Raw genomic sequence first — 24,047 nt, 5'->3', positions numbered from 1 at the left:
CCGCGTCCACGGCTGGCTTAGGCCGCGCGACACTGAGAACGATATATCCGCGCGACGCAGCGGTCTGCCAATGTCGCCGTCAGGCGGATCGTGCGTGAGCCCGACGACTAGGCGCTTCTTGCCACGGAGTGCTGGACGTCGGCATCCTCGTCGCTGACGATATGCTCCTGATACCACAGTGCGGTGTCGGAGATGTCCCTGAGCAGCGCCTGCTTAGCCTGTTCGCCGTCGTTCTTCTGCAAGGCGTCGAGTATCTCCCTATGCCGTTCGATCCCGTTGCGGAAGACGATCGGATCGTAGGTCTCTGCCCGGAACGGCGTGCGCATCATCGGTCCAGCGCGCACCCACAGCGTTTCGATCATGCCGTAGAGCATCTCGCCGCCGGCAAGGCGATACAACATGAAGTGGAACTCCATGTTGGCGTCGGTGACCGCCTCCGCGTCACCCCGGTTTACGGCGAGTTCGAACTTGCGGTTGGCCAGTTCTAACGCGTCAAGCTGATCGGGCCGCGGTGGCAGCGGGATGGACCGCATCGCCTCGCCTTCCAGCATGATGCGGATGCGGGTCAGTTCGGCGAAGTGCTCACGGTCTATCACCGGCACGCAGGCGGACCGGTTGCCACGCAGTTCCAGGGACCGTTCGGCGACAAGTCGCTGTAGCGCGTCACGCACCGGCACGATAGATGTGCCCAAAGCTTTCGCCAGAACACGGATAGTCAGCTGCGCGCCGGGTTCGAAATGGCCGCGGATCAGCGCGTTGCGCAGGGTCAGATACACTTTGTCCTGAAGATTGACCTTGTTCATCAGGGACGTGTCGACGCCGAAAAATGCGTTCGAAGCCGCCAGCTCGCCTGCATGCCTACCCAAACTTCCACTCCTTCAAGTGTTCAATGCGTGACGGTCAGGCCGCCGTCCACGACCATCAGGTGACCGTTGACGAAAGACGAGGCGTCGGAAGACAACATCAAGAGAGGCCCGCGCAGATCATCCACGAGCCCCCATCGATTCAGCGGCACGCGGGCGTGAAGCTTGTCATTGAACGCCTGGTCCTGCTGAAGTACTACATTGATCTCCGTCCTGATATAACCTGGACACAACGCATTCACGCAAATCCCGTCTCCACCCAGCTCCGCGGCCATGCTGCGGGTCAGGCCGGCGACCGCATGCTTCGTCGCGGCATAAGAGTGCGCGTTCGGCTTGCCATGTAGGGCAAGGATCGAGGCCACGTTGACAATCCGGCCCCAGCCGCGCTGCCGCATCGCGGGCCCGAACGCCTGAGCCAGCAATAACGGCGCGGTCAGGTTGAGCGCGATCACGCGGTTCCAGTCGTTGAGCGCCACCTTCGCGAACGGGTTGCGGTCGATCGTGCCCGCACTGTTGATCAGGATGTCCGGCAGACTGTCGGCAGCCGCGAGGTCAGCGGCCAGTGCCGTGATTGCCGTTGGGTCGGAGACATCGCACGCATGCACGGAGGCACGCCCGCCAAGAGCCTCTATTTGCCCGCAAACGTCCTCCAGCCGCTCCTTACGGCGTGCGACCAGAACCAACTTCGCTCCCGCCTGCGCCAGCGTGTGCGCGGCATCCTTGCCGATCCCCGACGAAGCGCCGGTCACCAGGGCGGTGCGTCCCTCCAGCGAGAACAGCGAGCCCAGATCAGCCATGAGCGACCTCCTGGGTGACGAGGGGCGACCGATAGCTCTCGAAATTGCCGCAGATGCCGATCGACTGGCCGGAGATCGTCGCGCCCGTATCGGAGCCAAGGAAAACCGCCATTGCTGCGACATCGGCCGCGCTGACGGTTTTGTGCATGGACACGTTGTGCAGCAGCAGGTTCATGTAAGCCGCGCCATCCATGCCCTTTGACGCCGCCTGCTCGGCTATGACCCGGTCGAGCCGGGGTCCGGCCACCATGCCCGGCATCAGCGCGTTGACGCGAATGTTGTATTCGCCAAGCTCGATGGCCATCACATCCGTCAGGCCGCGAACCGCGTATTTCGAGGCCGAGTAAGGCCCGCGCAGCGGCATGCCCATCCGGCCGGCGGTCGACGACAGGTTGATGATGGCGCCGGATCGCTGGCCCTTCATCGTCGGGATCACCGCCTTCGCGCTGAGGAACTGGCCGGACAGGTTGACGGCCAGCGTCCGCTCCCATTCGTCCAGCGTCACATCCTCTAGCTTCTTCGTCGGCCCGGCGATGCCGGCATTGTTCACCAGCACATCGATCCCGCCCAATTCGGACAGGGCAAGCTGGAAGAAGGCCGCGACCTGCGCTTCATTGGCCACGTCGCACTGGCTGGCGATGTGGCGAGAGCGTGCGACGGCATCCGCGTCGGCATCGCAGATGGCCACGCGGGCACCGGCGTCGCGGAACGCGTCGGCAATGGCGAGGCCGATACCGGAGCCGCCGGCGGTCACCACCACGCGCTTGTCTGTGCAGTCGAGTCTCACCGGGCAGCCTCCACGATCTGGGTAGCCGCAAGCGGTGGCGACTTCCGCTTGCTGAAGGAAAGCTCGCGACCGCGCGTCAGGCCCTCCGGCCGCAGGATCAGCGCGAGCAGCATGCAGAAGCCGAGCAACACTTCACGGCTGCCGCCCGGCAGCACGAGCGTCTGGCCGAACACGTCGATGCCGATCTCGAGGCGGCGGAAGACCTCCGCCACGAGCGACAGCGCGAGCGTCCCGACCACCATGCCGGACAGGCTGCGCACCCCGCCCACGACCAGCATCGCGATGATGGTGAAGGACAGGTTCAGGTACACATTGTTCGCCGTCGTCAGCGCGCCATTGTAGTGACCCCACAGCGCGCCACCCAGGGCAGCCACGGCCGCGCTGAGGACGAAAGCGAGCAGGCGCAGGCGCTCGGCCGGGATGCCGGAGGCGCGCGCCGCCACGAGGTCCTCGCGCGTCGCCCGCAAAAGCAGTCCGTAGCTCGATCGCTGGAACAGCCAGGCGACCAGCAGCGCCACGCAGGCGGCGAGCAGCGCGACCTTCGGCCCGACATAGACCGGCAGTCCGACCAGGGAGGCCGTGCCTTTCGTCCACCCGGTCCAGTTGTTGTAGATCACCGAGATCACGACAAAGAAGGCGAAGGTGGCGATCGACGCGGCGATGCCGCTCAGCCGCATCAGCGGGATGCCGATCACCAGCGCGAGCAGCACCGCGAGCACGATCCCGCCGAGGAGCCCCAGCACCGGGTCCAGGTGGACGGTCTGCAAAAAGGCCGGCAGGCCCGGCAGGATCACCTTCTTCATCATCGGCGGAATGGTCAGCCAGGCCGAGGCATAGGCCGACACGATCAGGAACGCGCCGTGCCCGAAGGACAGGATCCCCGAATTGCCGATGAAGATGTAGAGCCCGGTGACCATCACGAGCTTGATCAGCGTGTCCGTCACGATGCGCGACATCGCGGGGCTGATGGACGACAGCGTGAAGGTCAGGACGACGAGGACGAGTATCCAGACCGCCAGCGGCGCCAGGAAGCGCAGGATCTCGCCCGGGGTCGAAGTCGGTTTGGCTGGCATCAGACACGCTCCCATGCGGACCGGACGGCGATCAGGCCCTGCGGCCGAACCAAAAGCACGATGATCACGGCGGCGAAGACGAAGGCTTCCCGGAAAGGCTGCAGGTGAGACGGCAGCATCATCTGAAGGAGCGTCGTCAGCGCCCCGACCAGGAAGCCGCCCAGTGCGCAGCCCGGCAGGCTTCCGAGCCCGCCGATGACCGTCGCGACGAAACCGATCATCGTCAGCGACACGCCGAAGAACGGCGTCATCGATCCGGTCTGCGCGACGAACAGCACGGTCACCGTCACCGCCAGCACCGCGCTGATCGCGAAGGCGGCCGCGACGATCCGGTTGCTGTTCACGCCCACCAGCCGTGCCATGCGCGGGTTCTCCGACACGGCGCGCATCTGGTAGCCGATCTTCGTGTAGTTGATCACCAGCGCCAGCGCCGTCGTCAAGATGATCGTGGCGGCGATCTGCAGGATGCTGACGCCCGCCACGCGCAGGCCACCGATCTCGATGCTGCGGTTGATCTCGGGCAGGAAGTTCACCGTCCGGGTCAGCGAGCCGAAAAGCACCACGTACAAGTGCTGGATCATGAAGCTCAGCCCGAAGGAAACGATCATCAACGTTTCCGGCTGGGCACGCCGAACCTGGCGGAACACGAGCCAGTCGCTCGCCAGCGCAAACAGGATGACGAAGATCAGCACCGCCAGGATCGCGAACGGCCAGTGCACGCCCGCGGTCAGCAGCAGCACGTAGGCACCCACCATAATGTACTCGCCATAGGCGAAGTTCACGAGGCCGATGACGCCGAAGATCAGCCCGAGACCAAGCGCGGTCAGCGCGTAGAGCCCGCCGACGCTGGCGGCGTCGATCAGCATCTGCAAGGCGTTCATGGGGTCACCTGTATATTGTTCGGGGTTCCGACGATGCGCGCTGCGGCGCGTCCGAACAGCGTCTGCTCGACAATTCCGTCCTGGGCGAGTTGCGCCGGCGCGCCCTCTGCGACCAGACGGCCGGCCTGCATCAGGTAGGCGCGGTCACTGACGGCAAAGGCGCGTTCTGAATTCTGCTCGACCAGCAGGATCGAGGTGCCGCCCTTCTTCAGTTCGCCGATCGCCTCGTAAACCTTGTCGGTGACCACCGGGGCAAGACCGAGCGACGGCTCGTCGAGCATGAGGAGTTTCGGATGGGCCATCAGCGCGCGGGCGATGGCCAGCATCTGCTGTTCGCCGCCGGAGAGGAAACCCGCCATGTGCTGCCGCCGCTCCGCGAGGCGAGGAAACAGCGTGTACATGCGATCGGTGTCGGCCTGGATCGCGGCCCGGTCCTTGCGCAGGCTGGCGCCGACCAGGAGGTTCTCGTGAACGTTGAGCTTCGTGAAGACCTCGCGGTTCTCCGGCACCACCGAGATACCATTGGCGACACGCGCCTCGGCGCTCATGCCAGCGAGGTCCCGGTCATTGACCTTAATCGTTCCGGATCGTGGCGCGACCACACCGGCGACCGTGAACAGCAGCGATGTCTTGCCCGCGCCGTTCGGGCCGATGAGCGCGACCGTCTCGCCCTGGCGGACATGGATGGAGATGCCGGCGATAGCGCGGACAGCGCCGTAGACGACGGTGAGGTTGTCGATCTGGAGATGGTTCACGCCGAGCTCCCCAGATAAGCTTCGCGCACCATCGAGTGGCTGCGGATTTCGTCGGGGGTGCCAACAGCAAGGGTCCGGCCGCTCTGCAGCACCTGGACGCGGTCGCAGAGCCGGAACACGACACCCATGTTGTGCTCGATCAGCAGCACGCCGGCGCCGGTCTCGCGGATGGCGCGGACGACCGCGAGGAAGGCCATGGCCTCTTCCTCGTTCATGCCTGCGGCCGGCTCGTCGAGCATGATGAAGGCGGGGTTGGAGACCATGGCGCGGGCGATGCCGACTCGGCGCTCGATGCCGTAGGGCAGTGCGCGGGCTTTGACGTCTACCCAGTCGCCGAGATCGAGCAGTTCGACCAGGCTGCGTTCGCGGTTGCGGACCTCGGCCCGCGAAAGGCCGATGGCGAGCCCGGCGGCAGCGATGTTTTCGGAAACGGTCATGGCCGAGAACAGCCGGACCGCCTGAAAGGTGCGGACGAGGCCCGAGCGGGCGCGATGTTCCGGCTTGGTGAAGGTGATGTCCGTGTCGCCGATACGGACGGAGCCGGATTTCGGCTTCTGGAACCCCGTGAGGACGTTGACGAAGGTGGTCTTTCCCGCCCCGTTCGGACCGATCAGGCCCAGCACCTCGGCCGGGCGGATGTGCAGGTCCACCTCGTGGATGACGGTCAGCCCGCCGAACCGAACGGTGATGTTGGTCGCGGCAAGAGTACGGTTCATGCGGCTGCCTCCGGTTGAAAGGGCTGCCGCGGGTTTCCCGCGGCAGCAGTGGGCTGCGGTCAGAACTGTGGCGGATAGACCGTCTGGGCCGCGCGGCGTCCGATCGACTCGAACTTGCCGCCAGTCGCCTTCATCATCAGCATGGGGCTGGTCAGGTTGATGTGAAGCTCGGGCGTGAAGGTGGCGCCACCAGTCAGCAACGGCTCGTTGTTGAACGTCTCCATGGCAGCCTTGATCGCCTCGGCATCCAGGCTGCCGGCCTTCTCGACGCCATGCGCCCAGGCTTCAACAGCGGTGTAGCCGGTGACGACGTGGCCCATCTTGGCGGGCTCGTTGAACTTTTCCTTGTAGCGCTCCATGAAGGTCTGGATTCTGGGCTCGGGGTCATTGCCCCAGATCGAAGCGTAGACCGCGATGTAGAAATCGGAAAGGTCCGGAACCGCCTCGATCCAGTGCGAGCCGTCCATCGATTCCGAGGCCAGGATCGGCAGGTCGATGCCGGCCGAACGCACCTGCCGCATCATCGAGCCATTGTTTGTAAAGCCGCACCACATGACGAACTTGGCGTCGCCGCCGGCCGACTTCATGCGCGAGATCTGGCCGGAAATCGCGTTGTCGTTGAGGCCGTTCCAAGTGTCTTCGCCGACGATGCTGTCTTCACCTTTCAAATCCACCCAGCGCTTGCGGAAGTTCTCGCAGAGCGACTTGGTGTACTCGATGGCCGTGTCCTGCATAATGTAGACCTTGTCCCATCCGGCCTGCTCCGCGGCGAACTCCGCCAGAAGCGCGCCCTGGCCGTTGGTCGCCAGCGCCATTGTGAAGGCGAGCGGACCGACGCCCTGGACGCCGAACTTGGGGTCGGCGGCGCAGCTCGCCATGGCGATCTTTCCAGCCGAGATCGTGGCCAGCGCGGCCGGCGCGCCGAAGTCATAGTCGCAGGCAACCAGCACCATCTCGGCGCCCTCGTCGAGCACTTCCAGCGCGGCCGTCGGGCCGAGCGACGGATCGGATTTGGTGTCGCGCACGACCAGCTTGAGGGGGCGTCCGAGCAGTCCGCCCTTGGCGTTGATGTCGTCGACAGCGAGCTCGGCACCGCGCGCCGCGCCCTGGTCCCACGGAGCGAGCGTGCCGGTCTGACCGGATGCGACGCCGATCACGATCGGATCGCCTTCAGCGACAGCACTGCCCGCGAGAGCGATCGACAGTGCCGCGGCTCCCACCGCTGCAAGAAGATGTTTCATGCGTAGTTCTCCTCTGTTGTCTATTCCCACTCTTCTTCTTCGATCAGGCCGAGCGGAGTTCCTCCGTCGCGGCCAGGTCAACGGCGAAGTCACCTTTCACGGTGACCCCGTAGACATCGCGAGCGCGCTGCTCGCTGATGAGCCCTTCGCGAAGGTCAGCGACGACCTTCTCCATGGCCCGGCTCTTAGGATCGCCGAACCCGCCGCCGCCGCACGAGTAGGAGACGACCCGCTCATCCGGAGCGATGGTCACCGACACGACAACTGGCAGTTCTTCCAGGGAGCCGTCCGCGCGCTTGCGGAACTGGCGGGCGCCTTGCGCCGCGCCGCCGCCGGCCGCGCCCTTGGCGGCGTTCACGGTGCCATCGCTGACGGCGTTTACCGTCATGCTGCAGCCGTGCGGCCCGTATTCACCCATCAGGCTCGGCGCGCCGGTGAACTCGCCGGCTCCCTCGGAGTCGGTCACGAGACGGCGCTGGTAGCAGCGGATCGGATAGGCGAGCTCGAGGATTTCGATGCTGTCGATGTAGAGCATGCCCGCATTGCCAGCGTGGGCGATGGTCATCCAGGAATCCTGCGTCGGCGTGCCGGCACCGCCGGTCGCGCCCAGGAAGATCTGGTTGACGAAGGGTCGGCCCTTGCGCGGATCCTTGCCGGAGATCACCGCCATGGTGGCAGGGCTGAGCGCGCCCGTCTCAGCCTGGCCGAAGCGGCTGTCCATCGAGGCGATCGCGGTCTGCACGGAGTTGCTGATGCGGTCCGCGACGTTGGTCGTCGCCACCGAGCAACTGGTTGGATGTTGCGGGATGCCGACCACCGCGCCTTCGCGAAGCTTCACGCGGACGCGGCTGAACGAGCCGGCATTGCGCGGGACGCGATGGTCGATCGAGTTGAACACCCCGATCAGCGCCGCGGTGCGCGTGCAGGCCTCGGACACGTTGATGCCGAGCTCGAGTGCGTCGATGTTGTCGGTGAGATCGATATCGATGTAGCCGTTCTCGGAATCGACCGCGACGGTGGCGTTGATCTTCACTCCTTCCTCCGGCGTGCCGGGCAGCGCGTCATGCGTGCTGGAGGCGGTCGCCGTCTTCTTCGGAAGCTGAGCGATGGCGGTGCGCATGCGCTCGGCGCTGTAGGAGAACCACTGCTCACCGAAACCGGCCAGCTCGTCCCAGCAGAACTCCTCGCCCATGGCGTGGATTTCGCGCTCGGCGATACGGCCGGCGCCCATCATGCCGAGATAGTCGCCCCACCATTGCTGCGGCACGCGGATGCGCATCTTGCACATCCGGATGATGTCATCGATGTCCTTGTAGTCACGCTGGACCTGCACGGCCGGGAAGATCAGCGCGCCCTCGTTGTAGACGTCGCGGGCGTGCCCGAAATAGGTCGTCGGGATCGAGTTGCCGATGTCGGCCTGGTGGGCCTTCACGATCGCAGTGTAGCGGTGCCGACCCGCCTGGTCGAATACGGGCACGAGCACGGACAGGTCCGCCGCGTGCGAACAGCCATGATAGGGCGAGTTGTGCAGGAAGGCGTCACCCGGGCGCAGATTGGGGTGAAGGTCGCACATGGATTGCGCCATCATGTCCGGCCCAACCAGAACGTGGATCGGAATGCTCTCCGCCGTCGCAAGCAGCCGGTTGTCTGCGGTCACAATGCAGCAGGAGAAGTCGCGGGCGGTCGCCAGCACGCCGGAGCGGCCGGTCCGCAGCAGGGTGTTCGCCATCTTGCGGGCGACCGCCTCCCACCGGTTGTTGAGGATCGCCAGCTTGACGCCGTCGATGGAGCCGCTCGAAGGCGCGCGATTGGCCGAGGTGCTCATGCGTTTTCTCCAGGGATATCGATGACGACCGAACCGGACGCGGCGCGCGAGGCGACGGAGCCAGGGAACACGACGATGGTCGTGAAGGGGGATTCCACAATCGCCGGGCCGGCGACCTTGAGGTGTTCCGACATGGCGGCGAAGCTCACCAGTGGCACGTCCGCCGTTTCGGTCTCACGGAAGTAGCAGCGCCGGGTCGTGGCGGTGTCGTCCGAGGCGATGTTGTGCATCTGGCCGATCTCGCCGGAGCGGATCTTGATCGCGATGTCGACGCGCCACCCGACGATCTCGACGGGTGAACCCTCGTCGCGCACCGCGAACAGCTTGTCGTGGACCTGGTGGAAGGCTTCCTCCAGCGCCACCACATCTTCGGCGGTGCTCAGCCGGTCCGCATCCAGCGGCACTTCGATGTCCCAGACCTGCGACGGATAGTGTCCCTCGATGCTGAACGAGACCTTGGTCTCGATCGCCTGTTCGCCGGTGTTGTTGAGGAAGGTCCTGGCCTTCCGGTTCAGCTCCGCGATGGCGTTGCGGGCAAGGTCGAAATCGAAGTGGTCGGTCCGCGTCGCCGCGATGACGCGGAAGTTGTTGGTCAGCTCCGAGATCAGGCCGCCGCCGGCCGAAAGCGCCGCGCCCACCTGCGGCATGATCAGCTTGCGGCAGCCGAGCCGCCGCGCGATCAGCACGCTGTTGAAGCCTGCCGCGCCGCCGCCGCCCACCAGCACCGCCTGCGCCGGGTCAAAGCCCTGCGCGACCGTGATATCGTCGATCGCATGGACCATGTTCTCGGTCACCACGTCGAGGATCGACGCCGCCGCTTCCTCGATTGACAGGCCGAGCGGCTTCGCGACCTTCTCCTCGACCGCGCGCTTGGCCGCGTCGAGATCGAGCGTAATCGCGCCGCCCAGGAAGTTTCCAGGGTTCAGATAGCCCAGAACCAGCGCCGCATCCGTCACGGTGGGTTCGGTTCCCCCATTGCCGTAGCACACCGGTCCGGGTACCGACCCCGCGCTTCGCGGGCCGACCGTCAGCAGGCCGCCTTCGTCCACCGAAGCGATGGAGCCGCCGCCGGCGCCGACGCTCTTCACGTCGATCGACGGGAAGCCGGTCATGTGGCCGCGGAACGGTTGTCCGATCCAGGTCTCCCTCGCCCACGGAATCGTCCCGCCGCGAATGAGGCTGACGTCGTAGGTCGTGCCGCCGGTATCCGCCACGATCGCGTCGGAGGTCGACGCGTCGCTGAGCGCGAAGTAGCGGCCTGCGACTGGCGCCATGGATGGTCCCGAATTGATGGAGTGGATCGGCTGCTTGGCAACGTCGGCGGCATCGAGCACGCCGCCCTGAGAGGTCAGCACGAGCACGCGCCCCTCGAAACCCGCATCCCGCAGACGCGATTCAAGCGTCTCCATGTAGGCGGTCATCAACGGCTTGAGCGAAGCGTCGATCGCGGCTGCCGAGGTCCGGCGGTATTCGCGCAGGATCGGGTTCACCTCATGCGACAGCGTGACCGGAACGCCGGGCAGATGCTTGGCGAGCAATTCGCCGACGCGCTCCTCATGCGCCGGATTGACGACCGACCACAGAAGGCTGACGGCGACCGCCTCAACCTTCTCGGCCTTCAGCCGCTCGATGATCTCCAGCACCGCCTCCTCGTCGAGCGCGACATCCACCGAGCCGTCGAACAGCACCCGTTCCGGAATCTCGAAGGTCAGGGCGCGCGGAATGTACGGCTTCGGATAGGGAACGGTGAAGTTGAACGGCTCGATGCGCCCCCCCTCGCGCAGCACCAGAACTTCGGAGTTACCCCAGGTCGTTAGCAGCGCGGTCTTGGCGACTGTGTTGGTGACGATCGCGTTGATCGCGCGGGTGGTGCCGTGAATGAAGAGGTCGCCCTTGCGCAGCATCTCTGCGCGGTCCAGACCGTACGCATCGGCTGCGACCTGCAGCACGTCAAGGACGCCGCGGATCGGATCGCCCGGGGTGGTCGAGGCCTTGAACATGCGCACATGGCCGTCGTCTCCTTCGACGACGAGGTCGGTGAACGTTCCTCCGGTGTCAGTGGCAAAACGCATGAACGCTCTTCTCCCTGCTTTCAGCTGTCTGCGGCCCTAGCGAGAGCCGAACTCGATCGGATGGCTTCAGATGGCGGTCTCAGATGAACCCTTGAGGTCGAGCATCGCCCGCGCTTCCGCCGGCGTAGCGACTTCGAGCGACAGCTCGCCCAGGATCCGCTTGATCTTCGCGACTTGTTCGGCGTTGGAGCGAGCGAGCTGGCCCTTGCCGAGGTACAGGCTGTCCTCCAGCCCGACACGCACGTTTCCACCCAGGATCGCGCCCATGGTGCAAAGGCTCATCTGGTGCCGGCCGGCGGCGAGGATCGACCACTCGTAGTGCGAGCCGAACAGCCGGTCCGCCGTGGCGCGCATGTGCATCACGTCCGCGGGTGTGGCGCCGATGCCACCCAGGATGCCGAAGATCGACTGCACGAACAGCGGCGCCTTCACCAGACCCCGGTCGAGAAAGTGCGCGAGAGTATATAGATGGCCGATATCGTAGCACTCGAACTCGAACCGCGTTCCGCAGTCCTCGCCGAGATGCTTGAGGATGTATTCGATATCCTTGAACGTGTTCCGGAAGATGAAATCGCGGGAATTCTCCAAGTACTTCGGTTCCCAGTCGTGCCGCCAGTTGGGATAGCGGGAGAGCATCGGGAACAGGCCGAAGTTCATTGAGCCCATGTTGAGTGAGCACATTTCCGGCTTGAAGCGCAGCGGCGCCGCGAGCCGATCCTGAACGGTCATGTTGTGGCCGCCGCCCGTCGTGATGTTCAGCACGGCATCGGTCTCCGACGCGATGCGCGGCAGGAACTCCTGGAAAACCTCCGGCGAGGGAGTCGGGCTGCCGTCATTCGGGTCGCGGGCATGAAGGTGCAGGATCGCCGCGCCGGCTTCTGCGGCGCCAATCGCGCCATCCGCGATTTCCGCCGGTGTGATCGGCAGATGTTCCGACATGGTTGGGGTGTGGATCGAGCCCGTCACCGCGCAGGTGATGATGACTTTGCGGTTCTTCTTGACTGTCTCGCTCATGACGTCTCCTGCCCAGGTATGCCGTTTTTTTCTTCCTTGAGCGCGCGCAGCGCCCTCAACCGCCCGACGAGCCATTGCTGCCGGGTCGGAATCTCGTTGATGTCGAGCAACTTCCGCCGGTGGTTCACCACCATCGACGGCGCCTCGCCGTTCCAGTTGCTGCTTTCCGGACCGCCGGGCGCGGATGCCGCCAGCGCTGGACCAAGTGTCTTGGCATAGGCGGCGAACCCGCCGGATGCGTTGAGGTCCATCGTCTCGAACGGGCCGGCAAAGGCCCAACGCAGCCCCAGCCCGGAGCGGACCGTGCGGTCGACGTCATCCGGATCGGCGATGCCACTGGCGACCAGCGCGAGCGCTTCCTCGACTAGGGCCGCCTGCAGGCGGTTCAGCACAAATCCCGGCGCGGCGCGCTTCACGCGCACCACGTCCTGTCCCAACGACGCCATCAGGTCGGCCGCGCGGTCGAGCGTCGTCTGCGATGTCGCGCTGCCGCCCACCAGCTCCACGATGGGAAGCACGTGTGGCGGGTTGGCCGGATGCGCGATCAGGCAGCGATTGGCCGCCGGCAACGCGCCGAAGATTGCATCAGGCAGCAGTGCGGAGGTTGATGAGGCGAAGAGGCAGTACGCTGGCGCGGCTTCGGCTAGCCGCACGAACAGGTCACGCTTCAGGGGAAGCTGCTCGGATGCGGACTCCTGCACGTAGTCCGCGCCCTCTAGCGCTTCCTCCAGCGAGGAAACGACGGAGATCAGGCGCATCGCCTCGGCCGGTAGTTCACGCTCCAACCAAGCCCGCGCTGCCGCGGCACTCGCCGGGGACCTCTGATGTAATGTTATGTCACTCATTTTCTGATGTTCGCGGGCTTGACTCGGAGTGACATGGAGTCGCGCAGATGACATCGTCCGAACGATGACAGATCACGGTGGAAACGTGGGGCGGCGCACGGTGGCCGTCCTCGGCGCCGGCTTAATCGGCCAGAGCTGGTCAGCACTGTTCGCCGCGTATGGCCATGACGTGATCGTCTGGGATCCGGCGGATGACTGGACTCCCGGGTTTCATGCCTTCGTCGACCGTGCTTTGCGCCAGATACGCGCGCTCGAATCCGGCGATATCCTTGAAGGAACCATCCGCTGTACGCCCACGATCGAGGAGGCCGTCGCCTCCGCGTCGTGGGTGCAGGAAAACGCGCCGGAATCGGTTCCGCTCAAGCATGAGCTCTACGCCCGGGTTGAAGCCGCGATCGGTCCCGAGACGATCATCGCCTCCAGCACATCCTCGCTGACCTGGTCGGTCCTGTCGGAGCCGCTCGCCCTCAAGGAGCGTTTCGTGACAGCGCATCCGTTCAATCCGCCGCATCTGATGCCGCTGGTGGAGATCTTCGCGCCGGACGCCCGGACCCGCGACGCGGCGCACCGGTTCTTCACCGGCCTCGAACGACGGCCCGTCTTCCTCGAAAAGGAGGCCGTCGGCCACATCGCCAACCGGCTCGCTTCGGCGCTGTGGCGGGAGGCGGTCCACATCGTCGACCAGGGCATCGCCAGCGTGGCGGATGTTGATGCCGCGCTCGTTCATGGGCCGGGCCTGCGCTGGTCGGTGCAGGGCGCACACATGGCCTATCATCTGGGCGGCGGCCCGGGCGGCCTCGACGCCTATCTGCGCCACCTCGGTCCCAGCCAGGTCCGGCGCTGGGCGACCCTCGGCACGCCGGACCTCACGGAGGCCTTGTGCCGACGCCTGGTGCAGGGCATCGAAGACGAGGCCGCAGGCCGCTCGGTCTCCGATCTCGAAAGCGAGCGGGACGCGGCCCTGATGCGCATCCTGCGCGCGCATCGGGGGGCAGGCCAGTGATCCCACCATCCGACTCACGCATCGCGCTTGTCCACGCGCTCGACGAGTCCGTCAGGCCGGCGCAGGAGGCCTTCGCGCGGCTGTGGCCCGAGGCCTGGTGCTTCGATCTCCTGGACACGTCGCTGTCCGCCGATCGCGCCCAAGCGGCGGGGAATCTGGCCGCCATTAATGGCCGCATCGCGGTGCTCGCCGACTATGCGCGCGACAGCGCAGGCGTTGGCGGCCGCACGGCCGGCATCCTGTTCACCTGCTCCGCCTTCGGCGATGCGATCGACGCCACAAAGCGGGGCAGCCCGATTCCGATCCTGCGGCCGAACGAGGCCGCGTTTTCGGCCGCGCTGGAACTCGGCGCTCGCTTCCTCATCGTGGTCAGTTTCGAGCCCTCCGCCGCAGTGCTGGAACAGGAACTACGTGCCATGGCCGATGACAAGGGCAGCGCCGTTTCGGTGGACTGCGTGGTCGCGCGTGGCGCGCTCGACGCGCTGCGGGCGGGCGACGGCGCTAGCCATGACGGGCTGGTCGCCGAGGCGGTCCGCGCGCATTGCGGGTCGCCGGACGCGATCCTGCTCGGTCAATTCTCCATGGCGCGTGCCCGAGCCACGGTCGAGGCGTCCGTCGGCGGCCTGCCGGTCATCACCACGCCGGACAGCGCGGTGCGCGAACTTCGGCGGCTCGTGGCCGCCAAAGCCAATCCGAAACAAGAACAGGGGAACGGATGAACATGGAAACCCACGGCAACTTCTCGCTCGAGGATATGGACCGCCTCAGCGTCTTTCACCCGGTCTCCTCGATCGCGGACGTGACCGCGAATGGCCCGACCATCGTCAGCAACGCCGAGGGCGCGACGGTGCGCAACCGCGACGGAAAGACCTTCATCGACGCTACCGCCGGGCTCTGGTGCGTCAACATCGGCTACGGCCGTCCGGAAATCGCCGAAACGGCGGCCAATGCGATCCGCCAGCTCAGCTATGCGCATCTGTTCGCCGGTCGCTCCAACGAGGCCACCATCCGGGTGGCCGACCGGCTGCTCGGCCTGCTGCGGGAGCATTCCGGCGCGCCGCAGATGGCGCGCGTGTTCTTCGGCTCGTCCGGCTCCGACGCGAACGACACGGCCTACAAGCTCATCCGCCACTACAACAATCTGCTGGGTCGCCCGCAGAAGAAGAAGGTGATCGCACAGCTCGGCGGCTATCACGGCCTGACCTATGCAAGCGCGAGCCTGACGGGCATCCCGGCCTATCACATGGCCTTCGACCTGCCGATCGACGGCGTGCTGCATGCGCAGTCGCCGCACTATTTCCGCTTCGCGCGACCGGGCGAGAGCGAGACAGCGTTCTGCGAGCGGCTGGTCGCGGGCCTAACCGCGACCATCGAGCGGGAAGGTGCTGAAACGATCGCGGCCTTCATCTCGGAGCCGATCCTGGGCACGGGCGGCGTGCTCATCCCGCCAGCCGGCTATTTCGAGAAAGTGCAGGCACTGTTGGCCAAACACGATATCCTTTTCGTGGTCGACGAGGTGATCACCGGATTCGGCCGGACCGGCAACTGGTTCGGGACTGGCACCTTCAACCTCAAGCCGGACATCCTCACCACCGCCAAGGGCATCACCAGCGCCTACTTCCCGATGTCCGCCACCATCGTCTCCGACAGGATCTGGACCGCGCTTGAGGAGGCATCGCCCAAGGCCGGACCGGTGATGCACGGCTTCACCTATTCCGGACATCCCGTCGGCAGCGCTATCGCGCTCGCCAACCTCGACATCATCCAGCGCGAGGGCCTCGTGGAGCAGAGCGCCGCCAACGGGCCCTACATGCTCGACCGCCTGCGCGCCGCGCTCGCCGACCATCCTTTCGTCGGCCAAGTCCGCGGGCGCGGGCTGATGATCGGCGTTGAGTTCACCGCCGACAAGGCCAGCCGCCTGCCGTTCCCGACCGGCAGCAATCCGCACCGGCTCACGGCCAAGGCGGCGGAGGCGAACGGGGTGCTGACGCGCGCGCTGCCCTTCCTCGACGCGAACTCATTCTCGCCGCCGCTGACGATCACCCGATCGGAGATCGATCGCGCCGTTGACGGTTACGCCAGCGCACTGTTCTCGATCACAGGCGAACTCCGCGCGCTCGCCGGAACCTGAGGCCAGCGAACTGAAAAGCCACACTTCCACTTACGTTTGTCCGATGGATACGGCGGCGGTGGCCTCCGAACTCCAGAAGACCTGGAACCGGCCGGACGCGCAGGAATGGGCGGAAGTCTACACCAAGATCTTCCCGTCCTACGCGCTGCTCATCGAAAGCTATCTCAAGGCCCAGGAGGTCGTCACCAAGAACGAGCAACTCGATTCCACTCGAAGCTGAACAGGAATGCGCAGCTAACACGAAAAGGAGCGGAGCCCAGGCTCCGCTCCTGCCGCCTGCGGTGCCGTCCTACCGGTTGTTGCCGCCGAACCGGGTTCCATCCAGGCATTTGCTCACGCGGCAGTTTTGCGTATCGGCGGTCGGGACGCTTTCCTTGATCGTATCCTGGCCGGCCTGGCAGAAGGATCCGTTCGCGACATAGCGGTCGTAGAGCGGAACGCCGCTCTTGCTTGCCTGCCTGTAGAGGATCGCCACGCCGTCGCGGTCCACCGAGTTCTGCACCTCGGCGCATGTCATGCCCTGCACCATGTAGCGGACGATCGCCGATGCCTCCACGGGCACAAGCGCCAAGATCACTGCAAAAGCGAATTTCCTCACGCGTCGGTCCCTCCCCGGCACGGCGGGATCGTAGCAGATGCTTTTTGCTCCCGACAATCCGCCGTCGGGCGCCTCGCGATCCTGCGAGTTGGAACCAGGCGCCTCCTGCCGAGTTTCCTTGCGAGGCAAAACAGGCGACGCATCATGGCATTGAACGGAAAAGGCAGCCGTCGACGACGCACCCCGGGCCGCGCGGAGGACCGCGAGACGCTTGAGGAGCAACTGAGCGAAGGGCTCGAGGACACGTTCCCTGCGAGCGACCCGATATCGGTCGTGTCCACTTTGATCGCCGGGCGCAGCAAGGCTATCGTCGGCACCGACGAAGTCATCCGCCTGATGCGTGAAGCCGCGCGGGCCGGAGGATGAGCGCGATGTCGGCGAGAGACGGCTGCGCAGGCTTGGGCGAAGCCCGCCGGGAGTTCTGAAAATGGCGTTGCGCGCGATCTGGAAGGGATTTCTGAAGTTCGGGTCGGTCTCCTGCGGCATCAAGCTGGTCAACGCCGCAAGCGAATCCGAAAAGATCCATTTCCGCATCCTCAACCGCAAGGACCGGCTGCCGGTGAAATCGACCTATGTCGACGAGATCACCGGTGAAGTGGTCGAAACCGAGGATCAGATGAAGGGCTACCAGCTCGAGGATGGCGACTATCTGCTCATCGAGCCGGAAGAGGTGAAGAAGCTGAAGCAGGCGACCGAGCATACGCTGGACGTCGACGAGACGGTGCCGCTTGCCTCGATCGACCAGCGCTATCTGGACAAGCCCTATTACGTCGTGCCGGCCGACGCCATGTCGCGCGAGCCCTTCGCGGTGATCCGCGAGGCGCTGGCGAAGAAGAAGGCCGCCGCCCGCGCCAGCATCGTGCTCTATCAGCGGGGCCGCGAGGTCGTCATCCGGCCCTACGGCGACAGCGGCCTCATGATGACGACGCTACGCAACGCCAACGAGGTGGTTTCCGAAAAATCCATCTTCGAGGACATCAAGGCGCCGAACGCCGATCCGGAGATGATCGAGATCGCTTCACTGCTCATCGACAAGAAGGTGGCGAAGTTCGACCCCTCCGGTTTCGAGGATCGCTACGAGAACGCGCTGATCGAGATGATCAACGCCAAGAAGGCCGGCAGGAAGCTGCCGAAACCCGCCGCGCCGCCGAAGGAGAACGTCGTCAACCTGGCCGACGTGCTGCGCAAGAGCCTGGAGAAGGAAGGCATCAAGCCGGCAGCCAAATCGAAGTCGAGAAAGTCGGCCGCCGCATCCCGCAGGAAATCGGCAGCCTGATCGGTTGGATGCCGGCCATGCGGGTCGGTGTCGCAATGCCTCAACCATGTGGAAATGCCAGTGATTGCCCAAGGTCCAAGCCGCTGTTAGCTATATCGCCGTGAGCAAGATCGAACTCCCCGACAACGCCGCTGGACGCCGAGCGATCGCGCGCCTGGCGGCCATCGTCGATTCTTCCTACGACGCCATCATCGGCAAGGATCTGAACAGCATCATCACCGACTGGAACCAGGCGGCGGAGAAGCTGTTTGGCTACACCGCCGACGAAGCCATCGGGCAGTCGGTGCTGATCCTCATCCCCGAAGGCCTGCATCACGAAGAGGCCGAGATCATCGACCGGGTGCGGCGGGGCGAGCGGGTCGCGAGCTACGAGACGACGCGGCGCCGCAAAGACGGCACTTACCTTGCCGTCTCGCTGACCATCTCGCCGATCAGGGACGAGGAAGGCAAGATAATCGGCGCCTCCAAGATCGCGCGCGACATCACGCTGGCGAAGGAGAACGAGCGCCGTATCCGCATGCTGATGCGCGAGGTCAACCATCGCGTGAAGAACCAGTTCGCGGTGATCCTGTCGGTGGTGCGCGAGACCAGCAGGCGCGCCGCCGATCCGCGCGAGTTCGAGGAGCAGATACGCGATCGCATCATGGCGCTATCCCGCTCGCACGACCTACTGGTCAGTTCGGAATGGGTCGGCGCCAGCCTGCTTGACCTGCTGCAGGAACATCTGAAGCCGTTCGGGCACGACGAGCAGATCTCCCTTTCGGGGCCGCTCGTCACCTTGCAGGCGAACGCCGTCCAGCATCTCGGCATGGCCTTCCACGAACTCGGAACCAACTCGTCGAAATACGGCGCATTGGCCACCGATGTCGGCCGCATAACGATCAACTGGCAGATCGTCGCCGCTGCCGAAGGCGGCCGCGAGTTCCAGGTGGTGTGGGAGGAAAGCTTTTCCGCACCGCCCGGCGAGGACGCGGAAGCCTCCGAGAGGAAGGGGTTCGGGAGTGTCGTGCTCCAGCGAGTCACCCCCCAGTCGCTGAGCGGCATTGCCGCCGTCGAGCGCTCGCCAGGCCATGTCAAATGGTCGCTGGCGGCTCCGGTCGAATCAACGCTCGTGCTGCCGCTCAACGAGCACAGCGAGCCGTCTCCGGAAGCACTGCCGGTGTCGGCCTGAGCCGGGGCGTCCGCAGAACTACAGCTTCGGCAGCCATTTCTTCTCGATGCGGCAGACCATCGTGTAGGCCGGATCGAAGACGTTGCCGACGTCATAGCGGACGACCTGCCCCATGAGGTGGCTCGCTGCCGCCGGGCTGAGGCCGTAATCGCCGGTCAGCCAGTTGAACATGTCGGTCGTCGCGTGCTGCAGAGCCTGGTCGAGCGGCCTCGCATTGCCGACCGAAAAGATGTCGGTGGCGCTTTCGCCGCGCGGCCAGACCAGATTGCGGCCCTTCTCGACGGTCAGGCGTACTTCCACCTCGAAGCAGGTCTCGATGCCGGTACCGACGATCTCGCCGTCGCCCTGCGCCGCATGGCAGTCGCCGAGGAAGAACAGCGCCCCCGGCACCGCGACGGGGAACCAGACCGTCGCGCCCGGACCAAAACCGCGGTAGTCCATGTTGCCGCCATTCTCGGCACTGGTCGCGGTGGAGAAAGCCTGTCCCAGGGCTGGCGCCACGCCGAAACAGCCGATCATCGGTTCGAGCGGCAGGACGAAATGCTCGAGGCCGGGCACGGCAGGCTCCGGCGTCACGGTCAGCCCCTGGCGATCGATCCGCCAGTTCGTCTTGTCCCTCGGCGGCAGGCCGCGCACGACTTCCGGCTCGACGACGTTGCCGGCGAGCGACGCGCGCGTCCAGCCGGTGGCCCGGATCGGCGTCATGCGCAGGATCTCGACCTTGAGTGCGTCGCCCGGCTCGGCCCCGGTCACGAAGATCGGCCCGTTCATCGGATTCGGCTCAGGGGCGCGCTGCACGCCGTCCTTGTCGATGCCGTGCGCGTCGATCGTTTCGGTGATCACCGTATCGCCGGAAGCCACGGTGAGAGCGGGAGGAAAGGTGCCGAGCACATTGTGCCAGGCAGTGGCGGTGAAGCTGTGTGTTGTCATGTTTGACGGCGTAGCCCGACTCGGCTGGTGGCGGCAAGTTGCGCTGGCGCCTCGTGCCGCCGCACTCAAAGGATGGTTGCGGCCACCAGCCATGCCAGGGCGCCCAGCCGTGCCGACGATGCCTTCGCCCTGTCCGCGAGATCGGCGGTTCGCCAGATCGCCCCGACGATGAAGAAATTGTAGGGAAGCGGCGCGTGGAAGATGAGGATCGCGACTGCGAGATCGGCCTTGAAGCCCAGTGCCATGAGGCCGGCGAAGGCCGTGGCGAGGTTCAGCGCCGTCCCGACGACGACCATGTCGCGCCAGAACAGCATTCCGAGCGGCACCTGCCGGCGCCAGCGGCGGACGAAGAACGCAAGCGGCGCAGCCGCTCCGGTGCCTTCCATCAGCATCTGCAACATTCCCGCTTGCCGCGCTCGGATCAGTCATGAATAGGAACGCCGTGGCGGCCCGACAAGGACATGACAGTGGAATTGTGGAAAATCTTGCATCCGTGCAAAACGCATTTCGCGGCACTGCACAACAAGGCTAGCATCACCCCATGAAGCCCTCCCGCGACATTTCCCGCCTCATCGAAATCATGGCCGCCCTGCGCGACCCCAGGACCGGCTGTCCCTGGGACATCGAACAGGACTTCTCATCCATCGCCCCCTACACGATCGAGGAAGCCTACGAGGTCGCCGACGCCATCGCGCGCGGGGAAATGGACGATCTGCGGGAGGAACTCGGCGACCTGCTTCTCCAGGTCGTCTACCACGCGCAGATGGCCGAGGAGGCCGGCGAATTCTCCTTCGGCGATGTGGTCCAGGCGATCACGGAGAAGATGATCCGCCGCCATCCGCACGTCTTCGGCGACGAGGAAGCCCGCAGCGCCGGCATGGCCAAGGGCATGTGGGAAAAGATCAAGGCCGAGGAAAAGGCGCTGAAACGCGAGGCGCGCGTCGCCCGAGGCCTCGACCCGGAAGACCATGGCAAAGGTTTCCTCGACGGCGTCCCGGTTGCCTTGCCCGCCCTCACCCGAGCCCTGAAACTGCAGGAAAAGGCCGCCCGCGTCGGCTTCGACTGGACCGAGCCGGGCCCCATCCTCGACAAGATCGAGGAAGAGATCGGCGAATTGCGCGAGGCGATGGCGAAGGGCGACCAGGCCTCCATCAAGGACGAGTTCGGCGACGTGCTCTTCGCGCTGGTCAATCTCGGCCGTCATCTGAAGGTCGATTCAGAGGCGGCGCTGTCGGGCACCAATGAAAAATTCCGCAGCCGCTTCCATCACGTCGAACGCGCGCTTGAAGCGTCGGGCCGGACCCTCGATGCTTCCTCGCTCGACGAGATGGAGGTGCTCTGGCAGCAGGCGAAAAAGGTGAGCTGAAGCCGACTACGCTTTGTTTTTGTTGCGTAACCGGCTGTCGATCTCTTCGCGCGTAGCCTCAGTCGTCCTGATCGAGATCGACACGCTGCCGTCCTCGTTGTCCTCGCGGGAGACGATGTCACCGTTGCGATAGAGCCAGTCGACCAGCCCGAGCTGGTGTGGACGGAGCGTGACCGTGATCTCCCGGAGATCGCCCGAAACGCGCTGCTCGATGAGCGCTGCGAGCGCGTCGAGCCCCTCGCCGGTCACCGCCGAAATCGCGATCGGCGGTTCGGCCTTGTCGGTGTCCTTCCCGGCAAGCAGCCTTGCCCGGTTGCCCTCGTCGAGCAGGTCGATCTTGTTCCAGACCTCGATCACCCGCTTGCGGTCGCCCGCATCGACGCCGAGATCGCCGAGGATGCGTTCGACGTCCTCCGCCTGCGCGGCGGTGTCGGGATCGGCTATATCCCTGAGGTGGATGACCAGATCGGCCTCGACCACCTCTTCCAGCGTGGCGCGGAACGCCGCCACCAGATGCGTCGGCAGGTCGGAAATGAACCCCACCGTGTCCGACAGGATGATCGGCGTGCCGTGCGGCAGCCGCACGCGGCGCAGCGTCGGATCGAGCGTCGCGAACAGCATGTCCTCGGCAAGCACGCCGGCGCCGGTCAAGCGGTTGAAAAGTGTGGACTTTCCGGCATTGGTGTAGCCGACGATCGCGACCACCGGAAACGGCACCTTCTTGCGCTTGGCGCGGTGCAGGTCGCGTGTCCGCCGCACCGTCTCCAGCTCGCGCTTCAGCTTGACGATCTTGTCCTGCAGGACGCGCCGGTCGGCTTCTATCTGCGTTTCGCCGGGGCCGCCGAGAAAGCCGCCGCCGCCCCTCTGCCGCTCAAGGTGGGTCCAGCTTCTGACCAGACGGCCCTTCTGGTAGTTGAGGTGGGCGAGCTCGACCTGCAGCGTGCCTTCCTTGGTCCGGGCCCGTTCGCCGAAGATCTCCAGAATCAACGCCGTCCGGTCCAGTACCTTGGCGTCCAGGCCCTTTTCGAGGTTACGCTGCTGAACCGGCGTCAACGGATGGTCGAAGATGACCACCTCGATTTTCTCCTCCTCAACGATCGCGGCGATCTCTTCGACCTTGCCGGAGCCGAGCAAGGTCGCCGGACGCGGATCGTTGACGACGACGACGGCGCTGTAGACGATATTGAGAGCGATTGCGCGCGCGAGGCCGACGGCTTCTTCGTGCCGCGCATCGGCCGACCGGGTCAGCCGCGGCCGGTTCTGGGCGGTTTCGTCATCCGCACGGAAGGATCGAGGCAGAACCGGGACGATGACGGCCGCGCGAGTCGGCGCCTTGGCGCGGTCTATACCGGCCTTGGCGGTTGATTCTTCGCTTGCCCCCGGGCCCGGGTTCTTCTGCCGTGCCAATCAGGCGCTCTGGCTGGCTTCCTCGCCATCAAACATCTGAACCGGCTGGCTCGGCATGATGGTGGAGATGGCGTGCTTGTAGACAAGCTGCGAGTGCCCGTCGCGGCGCAAGAGCACGCAAAAATTGTCGAACGAGGTGACCACGCCCGTCAGTTTGACGCCGTTGATGAGGAAGATCGTCAGTGGATTCTTGGTCTTTCGGACCGAGTTCAGGAATAGATCCTGCAGATTTTGCGAGCGTTCCGCCATTTTTCTTATCTTTCGCCGATCCCCGAGAATGCGCAGCTAATGCGCCAAATTTAACCGAGCCTGTCAAGCACACAAACCGCCCACTTGCCGTCAACAACGGCAGGCAGACGTGACATCAATATTTTCCGTCGCCTGCGGTTATCAGGCCAGCCTTTTTTCCGCAACGTCAAAAAAGGCCCCCCGCAAGGAAAGTGCGACGGTTCCCGGATGGCCGTTGGCGACCGGTGCGCCATCGATCTCCACCACCGGCAGGACGACGGTGGTGGCCGATGTGATGAACGCCTCGCGCGCCGCCTTGGCTTCGGAGACGGAGAAGCCCCGTTCCTCAATCTTCAGGCCGAGACTGGCGGCAACCTCGAACAAGCTGGTGCGCGTGATGCCGCGCAGGATGCCGTGCTCGGCCGGCCGGGTGACCAGCACGCCATCGGCGGTGACGATCCATGCGTTCGAGGACCCGCCTTCCTTCACATAGCCCTCGGTATCGACGAACCAGGCCTCCTGCGCGCCGGCGGCCCTCGCCTTCTCCTTGGCAAGCACGTTCGGCAACAGGCCGACCGACTTGATGTCGACCCGCTCCCAGCGGTTCTCCGGCACCGTGATGACCTTGATGCCCTGTTCAGCACGCCTTGCGTTGATGGCCGGGTCGATCTTCTTGGAGATGATCACGAGCGACGGTTTGGTGTCGGCCGGGAACAGGAAGTCGCGGCGCGCCACGCCCCGCGTCACCTGCAGATAGACCAGACCGTTCCTGACGCCGTTGCGCCGCACCACTTCGGCAATGACGATCTCCAGGGCTCCGCGGGACATCGGCGCGGCCATCTGCAGTTCCTTCAGCGAGCGGTCGAGCCGGCCAAGATGCCGCGGCATGTCCATGATATAGCCGCGCGCGACCTCGCATACCTCGTAGACGCCGTCTGCGAACTGGTAGCCTCGATCCTCGACATGCACGCAAGCGTCGGCGTGCGGAACGTAGCGTCCGTTCACAAAGGCTATGCGCGGCATGGATCCCCTCGGAAAAGTGAGCAGCGGATAGGGAGTAGCGAATAG

General features: G+C 65.2%; 26 protein-coding genes. 8 read left to right on the top strand and 18 right to left on the bottom strand.

Annotation, left to right across the window (positions count from 1 at the left end):
* Window positions 1-107: 107 nt before the first annotated feature.
* From D8676_RS20835 to D8676_RS20780, 12 genes are all read right to left on the bottom strand, one after another.
* Entirely contained in the window at window positions 108-803 is a 696-nt protein-coding gene (locus tag D8676_RS20835; protein ID WP_147448231.1) for a GntR family transcriptional regulator, read from the bottom strand.
* Window positions 804-886: 83 nt separating this feature from the next.
* On the bottom strand, window positions 887-1,660 hold the full coding sequence (locus D8676_RS20830) for an SDR family oxidoreductase (RefSeq protein WP_183097180.1): 774 nt from the start codon (window positions 1,658-1,660) through the stop codon (window positions 887-889).
* A complete protein-coding gene (locus D8676_RS20825) occupies window positions 1,653-2,447 on the bottom strand; it encodes an SDR family oxidoreductase (RefSeq protein ID WP_121583004.1) in 795 nt (264 codons plus the stop codon). The genes D8676_RS20830 and D8676_RS20825 overlap by 8 nt, the downstream gene beginning before the upstream one ends.
* Window positions 2,444-3,520 carry a branched-chain amino acid ABC transporter permease gene (locus D8676_RS20820; protein ID WP_183097179.1) on the bottom strand — a complete coding sequence of 359 codons (1,077 nt, stop codon included), beginning with the start codon at window positions 3,518-3,520 and terminating at the stop codon, window positions 2,444-2,446. Before D8676_RS20820 ends, D8676_RS20825 begins: the two co-directional genes overlap by 4 nt.
* Window positions 3,520-4,401 (bottom strand): branched-chain amino acid ABC transporter permease, encoded by an 882-nt coding sequence (locus tag D8676_RS20815; RefSeq protein WP_121583002.1) that lies wholly within the window; start codon window positions 4,399-4,401, stop codon window positions 3,520-3,522. The genes D8676_RS20820 and D8676_RS20815 overlap by 1 nt, the downstream gene beginning before the upstream one ends.
* On the bottom strand, window positions 4,398-5,156 hold the full coding sequence (locus D8676_RS20810; protein WP_121583001.1) for an ABC transporter ATP-binding protein: 759 nt from the start codon (window positions 5,154-5,156) through the stop codon (window positions 4,398-4,400). Before D8676_RS20810 ends, D8676_RS20815 begins: the two co-directional genes overlap by 4 nt.
* Window positions 5,153-5,872 carry an ABC transporter ATP-binding protein gene (locus D8676_RS20805; RefSeq protein ID WP_121583000.1) on the bottom strand — a complete coding sequence of 240 codons (720 nt, stop codon included), beginning with the start codon at window positions 5,870-5,872 and terminating at the stop codon, window positions 5,153-5,155. The genes D8676_RS20810 and D8676_RS20805 overlap by 4 nt, the downstream gene beginning before the upstream one ends.
* Window positions 5,873-5,931: 59 nt before the next feature.
* Window positions 5,932-7,113 (bottom strand): ABC transporter substrate-binding protein, encoded by a 1,182-nt coding sequence (locus D8676_RS20800; RefSeq protein WP_121582999.1) that lies wholly within the window; start codon window positions 7,111-7,113, stop codon window positions 5,932-5,934.
* A gap of 43 nt (window positions 7,114-7,156) precedes the next feature.
* Window positions 7,157-8,938, bottom strand: coding sequence for a hydantoinase B/oxoprolinase family protein (locus tag D8676_RS20795; protein WP_121582998.1), 1,782 nt, complete (start codon window positions 8,936-8,938; stop codon window positions 7,157-7,159).
* Window positions 8,935-11,010, bottom strand: coding sequence for a hydantoinase/oxoprolinase family protein (locus tag D8676_RS20790; RefSeq protein WP_121582997.1), 2,076 nt, complete (start codon window positions 11,008-11,010; stop codon window positions 8,935-8,937). The genes D8676_RS20795 and D8676_RS20790 overlap by 4 nt, the downstream gene beginning before the upstream one ends.
* A gap of 66 nt (window positions 11,011-11,076) precedes the next feature.
* Window positions 11,077-12,024 (bottom strand): 3-keto-5-aminohexanoate cleavage protein, encoded by a 948-nt coding sequence (locus D8676_RS20785; RefSeq protein WP_121582996.1) that lies wholly within the window; start codon window positions 12,022-12,024, stop codon window positions 11,077-11,079.
* Window positions 12,021-12,869, bottom strand: a complete 849-nt coding sequence (locus D8676_RS20780; protein ID WP_183097178.1) for a 3-hydroxyacyl-CoA dehydrogenase NAD-binding domain-containing protein — start codon at window positions 12,867-12,869, stop codon at window positions 12,021-12,023. The genes D8676_RS20785 and D8676_RS20780 overlap by 4 nt, the downstream gene beginning before the upstream one ends.
* A gap of 100 nt (window positions 12,870-12,969) precedes the next feature.
* On the opposite strand from D8676_RS20780, the gene D8676_RS20775 reads away from it, so the two are divergent.
* The 4 genes from D8676_RS20775 to D8676_RS20760 are packed head-to-tail and all read left to right on the top strand — an operon-like array spanning window position 12,970 to window position 16,223.
* Window positions 12,970-13,872, top strand: a complete 903-nt coding sequence (locus D8676_RS20775) for a 3-hydroxyacyl-CoA dehydrogenase NAD-binding domain-containing protein (RefSeq protein ID WP_245426990.1) — start codon at window positions 12,970-12,972, stop codon at window positions 13,870-13,872.
* Window positions 13,869-14,591, top strand: a complete 723-nt coding sequence (locus D8676_RS20770) for an aspartate/glutamate racemase family protein (RefSeq protein ID WP_210210742.1) — start codon at window positions 13,869-13,871, stop codon at window positions 14,589-14,591. Before D8676_RS20775 ends, D8676_RS20770 begins: the two co-directional genes overlap by 4 nt.
* Window positions 14,588-16,003, top strand: coding sequence for an aminotransferase (locus D8676_RS20765; RefSeq protein WP_210210741.1), 1,416 nt, complete (start codon window positions 14,588-14,590; stop codon window positions 16,001-16,003). Before D8676_RS20770 ends, D8676_RS20765 begins: the two co-directional genes overlap by 4 nt.
* Window positions 16,004-16,061: 58 nt before the next feature.
* Complete coding sequence (locus tag D8676_RS20760) at window positions 16,062-16,223, top strand: hypothetical protein (protein WP_245426987.1); 162 nt, start codon at window positions 16,062-16,064, stop codon at window positions 16,221-16,223.
* 69 nt (window positions 16,224-16,292) lie between these two features.
* Here D8676_RS20760 and D8676_RS20755 read toward each other — a convergent pair whose 3' ends face one another.
* Complete coding sequence (locus tag D8676_RS20755; RefSeq protein ID WP_210210740.1) at window positions 16,293-16,580, bottom strand: hypothetical protein; 288 nt, start codon at window positions 16,578-16,580, stop codon at window positions 16,293-16,295.
* Between the two features lie 165 nt (window positions 16,581-16,745).
* Here D8676_RS20755 and D8676_RS20750 point away from each other — a divergent pair, with 165 nt between their 5' ends.
* The 3 genes from D8676_RS20750 to D8676_RS20740 all read left to right on the top strand — a co-directional run bounded on the left by D8676_RS20750 (window position 16,746) and on the right by D8676_RS20740 (window position 19,048).
* The gene (locus D8676_RS20750) at window positions 16,746-16,967 is read left to right on the top strand and encodes a hypothetical protein (protein WP_121582992.1); all 222 of its coding nucleotides are present in this window, start codon (window positions 16,746-16,748) and stop codon (window positions 16,965-16,967) included.
* Window positions 16,968-17,028: 61 nt separating this feature from the next.
* Window positions 17,029-17,877 (top strand): Ku protein, encoded by an 849-nt coding sequence (locus tag D8676_RS20745; protein ID WP_121582991.1) that lies wholly within the window; start codon window positions 17,029-17,031, stop codon window positions 17,875-17,877.
* A 100-nt stretch (window positions 17,878-17,977) separates the two neighbouring features.
* On the top strand, window positions 17,978-19,048 hold the full coding sequence (locus D8676_RS20740; RefSeq protein ID WP_121583040.1) for a PAS domain S-box protein: 1,071 nt from the start codon (window positions 17,978-17,980) through the stop codon (window positions 19,046-19,048).
* Window positions 19,049-19,066: 18 nt separating this feature from the next.
* Here the strand turns inward: D8676_RS20740 and D8676_RS20735 are convergent, their stop codons facing one another.
* Together D8676_RS20735 and D8676_RS20730 are read right to left on the bottom strand one after the other, a co-directional pair.
* A complete protein-coding gene (locus D8676_RS20735; RefSeq protein ID WP_121582990.1) occupies window positions 19,067-19,978 on the bottom strand; it encodes an acetamidase/formamidase family protein in 912 nt (303 codons plus the stop codon).
* 65 nt (window positions 19,979-20,043) lie between these two features.
* A complete protein-coding gene (locus tag D8676_RS20730; RefSeq protein ID WP_245426984.1) occupies window positions 20,044-20,379 on the bottom strand; it encodes a hypothetical protein in 336 nt (111 codons plus the stop codon).
* 140 nt (window positions 20,380-20,519) lie between these two features.
* Between D8676_RS20730 and mazG the strand changes: the two genes are divergently transcribed.
* The gene (gene mazG, locus D8676_RS20725; protein WP_121582989.1) at window positions 20,520-21,344 is read left to right on the top strand and encodes a nucleoside triphosphate pyrophosphohydrolase; all 825 of its coding nucleotides are present in this window, start codon (window positions 20,520-20,522) and stop codon (window positions 21,342-21,344) included.
* A 6-nt stretch (window positions 21,345-21,350) separates the two neighbouring features.
* Here mazG and hflX read toward each other — a convergent pair whose 3' ends face one another.
* From hflX to D8676_RS20710, 3 genes are all read right to left on the bottom strand, one after another.
* On the bottom strand, window positions 21,351-22,691 hold the full coding sequence (gene hflX / locus D8676_RS20720) for a GTPase HflX (protein ID WP_183097183.1): 1,341 nt from the start codon (window positions 22,689-22,691) through the stop codon (window positions 21,351-21,353).
* A 60-nt stretch (window positions 22,692-22,751) separates the two neighbouring features.
* Window positions 22,752-23,000 carry an RNA chaperone Hfq gene (gene hfq, locus D8676_RS20715; protein ID WP_121582987.1) on the bottom strand — a complete coding sequence of 83 codons (249 nt, stop codon included), beginning with the start codon at window positions 22,998-23,000 and terminating at the stop codon, window positions 22,752-22,754.
* Window positions 23,001-23,141: 141 nt separating this feature from the next.
* Window positions 23,142-24,002, bottom strand: coding sequence for a D-amino-acid transaminase (locus D8676_RS20710; RefSeq protein WP_121582986.1), 861 nt, complete (start codon window positions 24,000-24,002; stop codon window positions 23,142-23,144).
* Window positions 24,003-24,047: the final 45 nt, after the last annotated feature.

This window comes from Mesorhizobium sp. YM1C-6-2 (assembly GCF_003666685.1).
GTDB lineage: Bacteria > Pseudomonadota > Alphaproteobacteria > Rhizobiales > Rhizobiaceae > Mesorhizobium_K.
This window is presented reverse-complemented; position numbering and strand designations above follow the sequence as displayed.